This is a genomic window from Lysobacter hankyongensis, from assembly GCF_039543145.1.
Lineage (GTDB): Bacteria > Pseudomonadota > Gammaproteobacteria > Xanthomonadales > Xanthomonadaceae > Lysobacter_I > Lysobacter_I hankyongensis.
On record NZ_BAABJE010000010.1, the window covers coordinates 363,945 to 370,616 of the forward strand.

At 68.9% G+C, this 6,672-nt stretch carries 9 protein-coding genes; 8 read left to right on the plus strand and 1 reads right to left on the minus strand.

The window, feature by feature from the left end:
• The first annotated feature begins 46 nt into the window (after positions 1-46).
• From pdhA to ABD974_RS11395, 7 genes are all read left to right on the plus strand, one after another.
• Positions 47-1,129 carry a pyruvate dehydrogenase (acetyl-transferring) E1 component subunit alpha gene (pdhA, locus tag ABD974_RS11365; RefSeq protein WP_345303429.1) on the plus strand — a complete coding sequence of 361 codons (1,083 nt, stop codon included), beginning with the start codon at positions 47-49 and terminating at the stop codon, positions 1,127-1,129.
• Positions 1,122-2,111, plus strand: coding sequence for an alpha-ketoacid dehydrogenase subunit beta (locus ABD974_RS11370; RefSeq protein WP_345303430.1), 990 nt, complete (start codon positions 1,122-1,124; stop codon positions 2,109-2,111). Before pdhA ends, ABD974_RS11370 begins: the two co-directional genes overlap by 8 nt.
• 4 nt (positions 2,112-2,115) lie before the next feature.
• A complete protein-coding gene (locus ABD974_RS11375; protein WP_345303431.1) occupies positions 2,116-2,481 on the plus strand; it encodes a cupin domain-containing protein in 366 nt (121 codons plus the stop codon).
• Positions 2,482-2,492: 11 nt separating this feature from the next.
• Entirely contained in the window at positions 2,493-2,840 is a 348-nt protein-coding gene (locus ABD974_RS11380) for an SH3 domain-containing protein (RefSeq protein WP_345303432.1), read from the plus strand.
• Positions 2,837-3,214 carry a DUF1801 domain-containing protein gene (locus ABD974_RS11385; protein ID WP_345303433.1) on the plus strand — a complete coding sequence of 126 codons (378 nt, stop codon included), beginning with the start codon at positions 2,837-2,839 and terminating at the stop codon, positions 3,212-3,214. The genes ABD974_RS11380 and ABD974_RS11385 overlap by 4 nt, the downstream gene beginning before the upstream one ends.
• A gap of 61 nt (positions 3,215-3,275) precedes the next feature.
• Entirely contained in the window at positions 3,276-4,667 is a 1,392-nt protein-coding gene (locus ABD974_RS11390; RefSeq protein ID WP_345303434.1) for a dihydrolipoamide acetyltransferase family protein, read from the plus strand.
• A gap of 35 nt (positions 4,668-4,702) precedes the next feature.
• On the plus strand, positions 4,703-5,134 hold the full coding sequence (locus ABD974_RS11395; RefSeq protein ID WP_345303435.1) for a hypothetical protein: 432 nt from the start codon (positions 4,703-4,705) through the stop codon (positions 5,132-5,134).
• A gap of 17 nt (positions 5,135-5,151) precedes the next feature.
• On the opposite strand, the gene ABD974_RS11400 is transcribed toward ABD974_RS11395, so the two are convergent.
• On the minus strand, positions 5,152-5,472 hold the full coding sequence (locus ABD974_RS11400; RefSeq protein ID WP_345303436.1) for a rhodanese-like domain-containing protein: 321 nt from the start codon (positions 5,470-5,472) through the stop codon (positions 5,152-5,154).
• Positions 5,473-5,516: 44 nt separating this feature from the next.
• On the opposite strand from ABD974_RS11400, the gene ABD974_RS11405 reads away from it, so the two are divergent.
• On the plus strand, positions 5,517-6,359 hold the full coding sequence (locus tag ABD974_RS11405; RefSeq protein WP_345303437.1) for a polysaccharide deacetylase family protein: 843 nt from the start codon (positions 5,517-5,519) through the stop codon (positions 6,357-6,359).
• Positions 6,360-6,672 lie beyond the last annotated feature (313 nt).

Here is a 6,672-nt window from a genome sequence, read left to right on the forward strand (position 1 = left end):
CAGGCACTGCGGGTATGATGCGCGGATCGACGCCAGAGACCCCCGCATGACCGTCGCCGCCCGATTCGAAATCGAATACCTGCAATACCTCGGCCCCGACGGCACGCTCGTCGCCGAGCCGCCCGCCGCCTTCGCGGATCCCGCCACGCTGCTGCCGCTGTTCAAGCACATGCTGTTCGTGCGCACCTTCGACAGCAAGGCCATCGCCCTGCAGCGCACCGGCAAGCTCGGCACCTACGCCGCCTGCCTCGGTCACGAGGCCACGCACGTCGGCATCGGCGCCTCGATGCGGCGCGAAGACGTGTTCGCGCCGAGCTATCGCGAGTACGGCGCGCAGATCGTGCGCGGCGTGCGCCCGCGCGAAATCCTGATGTACTGGGGCGGCGACGAACGCGGCAACGACTTCGCCGACGCCCCGAAACACGACTACGCCTGGTGCGTGCCGATCTCCACCCAGTGCCTGCACGCCGCGGGCGCCGCGCTGGCGTTCAAGCTGCGCAGGGAGCCGCGGGTCGCGGTGGCCTGCTGCGGCGACGGCGGCAGCTCGAAGACCGACACCTACGCCGCGATCAATTCCGCCGGCGCCTACGCCCTGCCCTTCGTCCAGTGCATCATCAACAACGGCTGGGCGATCTCGGTGCCGCGCGCGGCGCAGACCGGCGCACCGACGCTGGCGCAGAAAGGCATCGCCGGCGGCCTGCACTGCCTGCAGGTGGACGGCAACGACATCATCGCGGTGATGGAAGGCATGCGTCGCGCGCTCGACCGCGCGCGCGCCGGCGAAGGCGGCAGCGTGATCGAATTCATGACCTACCGCCTGCACGACCACACCACCGCCGACGACGCCCGCCGCTATCGCGGCGAGGACGAAGTGAAGGCAGCATGGACCCGCGAACCGGTCGCGCGCCTGCGCACCTATCTCACGCAGGCCGGGCTGTGGGACGAAGCGCAGGAAACCGCCTGGGCCGACGATTGCGGCAAACGCGTCGACATCGAGATCAACGCCTACCTGGAAACGCCGGTGCAACCCGTGAGCGCGATGTTCGACTACCTCTACGCCGAATTGCCGCAGGACTATATCGCGCAGCGCGACGAAGCCATCGCCGCGGAGGGCCGCAAGCATGGCTGACGGCGCTCCCATCACTCTGATCGAAGCGATCACCCAGGCGCTGGCCCACGAAATGCGCGCCGACGAGCGCGTGCTCGTGCTCGGCGAAGACGTGGGCGTCAACGGCGGCGTGTTCCGCGCCACCGCCGGCCTGCAGCAGATCTTCGGATCCGAACGCGTGCTCGACACGCCGCTGGACGAAACCACCATCGCCGGCCTCACCGTCGGTCTCGCCGCGCAGGGCATGCGCCCGGTGGCCGAGGCGCAGTTCGACGGCTTCGTGTATCCGATGGTCGATCACATCATCTGCCATGCCGCGCGCTTCCGGTATCGCACCCGCGGCCGCCTCACCTGCCCGATGGTGCTGCGCGTGCCTTGGGGCGGCGGCATCCGCGCGCCCGAGCACCACAGCGAAGCGAACGAAGCGATCTTCACCAACGTGCCCGGCCTGCGCGTGGTGATGCCGTCGTCGCCGCAGCGCGCCTACGGCCTGCTGCTGGCCGCGATCCGCGACCCGGATCCGGTGATCTACATGGAACCGAAGCGCATCTATCGCCAGTACAAGGAATCGGTGCCCGACGACGGCGAAGCGCTGCCGCTGGACGTGTGCTACGTGCTGCGCGACGGCAGCGACGTCACGCTGGTGACCTGGGGCGCGCAGGTGAAGGAATGCCTCGAAGCCGCCGACGCGCTGGCGAAGGACGGCATCAGCGCCGAGGTCATCGACGTCGCCACCCTCAAGCCGCTGGACTTCGCCACCATCGCCGAATCGGTCTGCAAGACCGGCCGCTGCGTGATCGTGCACGAAGCGCCGCGGACCGCCGGCTTCGGCGCCGAGATCGCCGCGCGTCTGGCCGAAGAGTCGATGTACGACCTCGTCGCGCCGGTCGAACGCGTCACCGGCTACGACACCCACATCCCGCTGTTCCGCCTCGAAATGAAGTACCTGCCGAGCGTCGAGAAGATCGTCGCCGCGGCGAAAAGAACCCTGGCCGCGAGCTGACGGCATGGCCGCGTCCGCGATCAATCTCGCGCAGAAACTCGGGCTCATCGCCGAGCCCTGGTCGCCGCGCGTGATCGCGGAAATGAACGACTACCAGTTCAAGCTCGTCAAACTGCAGGGCGAATTCGTCTGGCACGCGCATGCGGACACCGACGAAACCTTCCTCGTCGTCGCGGGCACGCTGCGGATGCAGTTCCGCGATCGCGAGGAAGCGCTGAAGGCGGGCGAGATGATCGTCGTGCCTCGCGGGGTCGAGCATTGCCCGCGCGCCGACGACGAATGCCACGTCCTGCTCATCGAACCCCGCGGTGTCGTCAACACCGGCGACTCCGGCGGCGATCTCACCGCCCGGAACGACGTCTGGATATGAGGCGTCCGGAGATGAGCCGCGCCCGCGTCGTCCGCGCCTATCGCACCCAGTACGCGAACCCGATCCGGTTCGCCGCCGGCGAGATCGTGACCCTAGGTGCGCGCGACACCGAATGGCCGGCCTTCATCTGGACCGTCACCGCCGACGGCAACGCCGGCTGGGCGCCGTTCGACTGGCTGACACCGCTGGGCGACGGCCGCGCCGAAGCGCTGCGCGATTACTCCGCGCAGGAGCTGGATGTCGATGCGGGCGACGACATCGTGCTGCACCACGAGCTCGGCGGCTGGTGGTGGTCGGAACGTGCGGATGGACACTGCGGCTATGTGCCGGCCGAACACCTGGAGATCGCACCGGCATGACGCCGCGCATCGACGACGACAAGGTTCAGGGGCTGCTGCAGGATCTTCGGATCACCCATCCCGATCTGCACGCCATCGTGCAGGCCGTGCGCGCCCTCGCGCACGACGCGACGCCGCAATGCACGGAACGGGTCATGTACGGCGGCATCCTGTTCGCCGCGCCGGCACAGTACTGCGGCGTCTTCGCCTATTCGGCGCATGTCTCCGTCGAGTTCGGCAAGGGCGCGGAGCTGGACGACCCGCATGGCGTGCTGGAGGGCAACGGCAAGTTCCGCCGGCACATCAAACTGTCGACATTGGACGACATCGCATCGAAACATCTGAAACACTACATCGCGCAGGCGCACCGTCTCGCTGCCGAGCCATCGCAATAGATTTCGCCAAGCCTCGCAGCCGACCACGACCGCGCCGGACAACGCATCCAGGGAATCGCACATGAGCCAGACCAAAACCTTCCTCCTCCCCGACCTCGGCGAAGGCCTGCCCGACGCCACCATCGTCGAATGGCTGGTGAAACCGGGCGACACCATCAAGCTCGACGCGCCGCTGGTGTCGATGGAGACCGCGAAGGCGGTGGTGGAAGTGCCGTCGCCGGTGTCGGGCAAGGTGCTGAAGCTCGCGGGCGCGGCCGGCGACATCGTCGTCACCGGCACGATGCTCGCGGAATTCGAGATCGACCCGTCGATGCCGCAGCGCGCCGAAGGTCAGGACACGGGGCATCATCACGGCGGCGGTCATGCCGCGCCGGCATCGCCCCCACCCCAACCCTCCCCCGCCAGCGGGGGAGGGAGCGAAACGCCTGTCGCCGAGGCGAAACGCGACGACGCCGGCACCGTGGTCGGCGCGATGCAGAGTTCCGACGCGGTGCGCAGCGAGGCCGCGGTCGCGGTCGGCGGCGTGAAGGCGATGCCGGCGGTGCGCGCGATGGCGCGCAAGCTCGGCGTGGACCTGTCGCGCGTGCGCGCCACCGGCGCCGATGGCGTGGCGACGATGGACGACGTGAAGCGCGCGGCGGCGGAGGGTTCGACGAAGGCCGGCGAAAGCCGCCCCCTCCCCAACCCTCCCCCCCATGCGGGGGAGGGCGACGCGCGCGCAGCGGGCGTGGGTGGGGGCGCGCCGCCGCCACAACGCACCCAGCTCTCCGCCAGCGGCAAACCGATGCGCACGCAGCCACCGGGCGTGTCGGTCAGCGGCCAGCCGGAACAGCTCAAGGGCGTGCGCCGCAACATGGCGCGGGTGATGGCCGACGCGCATGCGAAGGTGGTGCCGACCACGCTCACCGACGACGCCGACATCCACGTCTGGGCGCACGGCAACGACATGACCGCGCGCCTGGTCCGCGCGATCTGCGCCGCCGCGAAGGCGGTGCCCGCGCTCAACGCCTGGTTCGACGGCGACGCGCTCACCCGCACCCTGCATCCGCACGTCGACATCGGCATCGCGGTGGACACCGACGACGGCCTGTTCGTGCCCGCGCTGCGCAACGCCGACATGCTCGATGCGCGCGGCGTGCGCGAAGCCATCGGCCGCCTGCGCGCGCAGGTCGAATCGCGCAGCATTCCCGCCAGCGAACTCAGCGGCTACACGATCTCGCTGTCGAACTTCGGCATGTTCGCCGGCCGCTACGCCACGCCGGTGGTGGTGCCGCCCTGCGTCGCGATCGTCGCCGCGGGCCGCGCGCGGCACCAGATCACCCCGGTGATCGGCGGCTTCGAATCGCACAAGGTCATCCCGCTGTCGCTGACCTTCGATCACCGCGCCTGCACCGGCGGCGAAGCCGCGCGGTTCCTGCGCGCGATGCTGGATGATCTTGGATTGCCGAACTGAGGTGCGCCACCTTTTTTTCCTGCGGTGAGATGACGATGTCGGCAACGAGCGTGATGATCGGCGGCGTGGTCGGCGGCCTGGCGGGCCTGACCCTCATCAATGTCATGGCGATGATCGCCCGGAACGCAAACAATCCGTGGGATATCGTGACCGTTCCAGCGCGCGGCGATATCGCCGCCACGGTCGCGTCCTGGGCGGCATGCCACGGCTACAGGCTGGTGCGCACCGAAGGCCGGACGCAGGTCTACAAGAAAGGCATGAATTTTCTGACCGCGCCCATGTTCCTGGAATCGACCGAGGATGGCGCTCAACACGTATTCAAGGCGTACACGCAGATCGACGGTTTGTTGATCAAGGGCAATCTGGCGCTGACCGCGACAGGCGTGATGGCGAAACTGCCGCGCAGCATGGCAAGGAAGGCCGTCAACAATCTGTTGACCACACTGCAGCAGCCGCTGCTGCCGTAGCGTTCGTAGGCGAACGGTCAGTATCTCGGAATCGCCGGATCGACGCTGAGACTCCACGCATCGATCCCGCCGACGACGTTGTGGATGTCGACGAAACCCTGCTGCGCGAAATACATCGCGGCCTGTGCGCTGCGGCCGCCGTGATGGCAGAGGAACGCGAGCGGCGTGTCCTTCGGCAATGCGAGCAGGCGTTCCAGCCCGCCGTCCTCGAGACCCACGAACGGCGCGGACACCGCGGCGATCGCGCGTTCGTCGGGCGGGCGCACGTCGACGAGCGTGATATCGCCGGCGTGGGCCCGGGCGTCGGCGTCGGCGACGGAGAGGTTGCGGAAGGCCATGCGGTGCTCCTGATGCGTTCGGCGTTGCGTGGCATCATGCCGCGATGACCGACGCTTCCGCCAGCCCGACCGATCGCCTACATCGCGTGCCGCGCCGTCCGCACGCATGGGCCTGGTGTCTGGCGCTGTCGCAGCTCGCGGTCGTGGCGATCTGGTGGCGCTGGGGCTGGCAGGCCGGCCTGCCGGCGATGGTCGCTTCGCACGCGCCGTTCTGGTGGGGCACGCTGTGGCCGCATTCGCGCCTGTTCGGGCCGGTGCTCAATCGTCTGCCGATCGCGGACCGCGCGGTCTGGCTGACCATCGACGACGGCCCTTCCGACGACACCGTCACGATCCTCGACGCGCTGGACGCGCACGGCGCGAAGGCGACGTTCTTCCTGGTCGGCGAACGCGCGGCGCGACGGCCGGAACTCGTGCGCGAGATCCTGCGTCGCGGCCACGACATCGGGAATCACAGCACCACCCATCCGTCGACGTGGTTCTGGGCGCTGGGGCCATCGCGCATGCGCCGCGAGATCGCGGACACCCAGCGAATCCTCGGCGAGATCATGCAGATGGATAGCATGCGCACGGATGGCATGCGCACCGAAGGCATCGCTGCGGCGCCGCGCTGGTTCCGCGCGGTGGTCGGACTCAGCAATCCGTTCGTGCACGCGCCGCTGAAGACGCACGGCCTCGCCCGCGCCGCGTGGAGCGCGCGCGGCTTCGACGGCGTCGCCGGCGATCCTGCGAAGGTCGTCGCGCGCATCGAACGCGGGCTCGCGCCCGGCGCGATCGTGCTGCTGCACGAAGGCGCGGCGCACGGCGGCAATGTCGAGACGATCCGCCTGCTGCTGCAGCGACTGGACGCGCTGGGCTATCGCACGATGCTGCCTCCGCTTTTGTAGGAGCGCCGGCTTTCAACAGCCGAAGGCTGGTCAAGGCGCGAGGCCCGCGCTGGAATCGGTACCGCGAAGCGCGCAATCCGGACACTCCGTGCAGGGATCCGGATTGCATTCGACAGCATCATTTCGATGTCGCGGCCTTCGCGCCTGACGGCGCTCCTGCAAAGGCGCCGCGGCATGCGTGTGCACCGTCGACGTAGGCTGGCGCTGAGCGCAGCGAAGCCCAGCGCTCCGGGAGGCAACGCGGCCATGATGCTGGGCTTCGCTGCGCTCAGCGCCAGCCTACGGCCACCGCTTTTGCAGGAGCGCCGGCAGG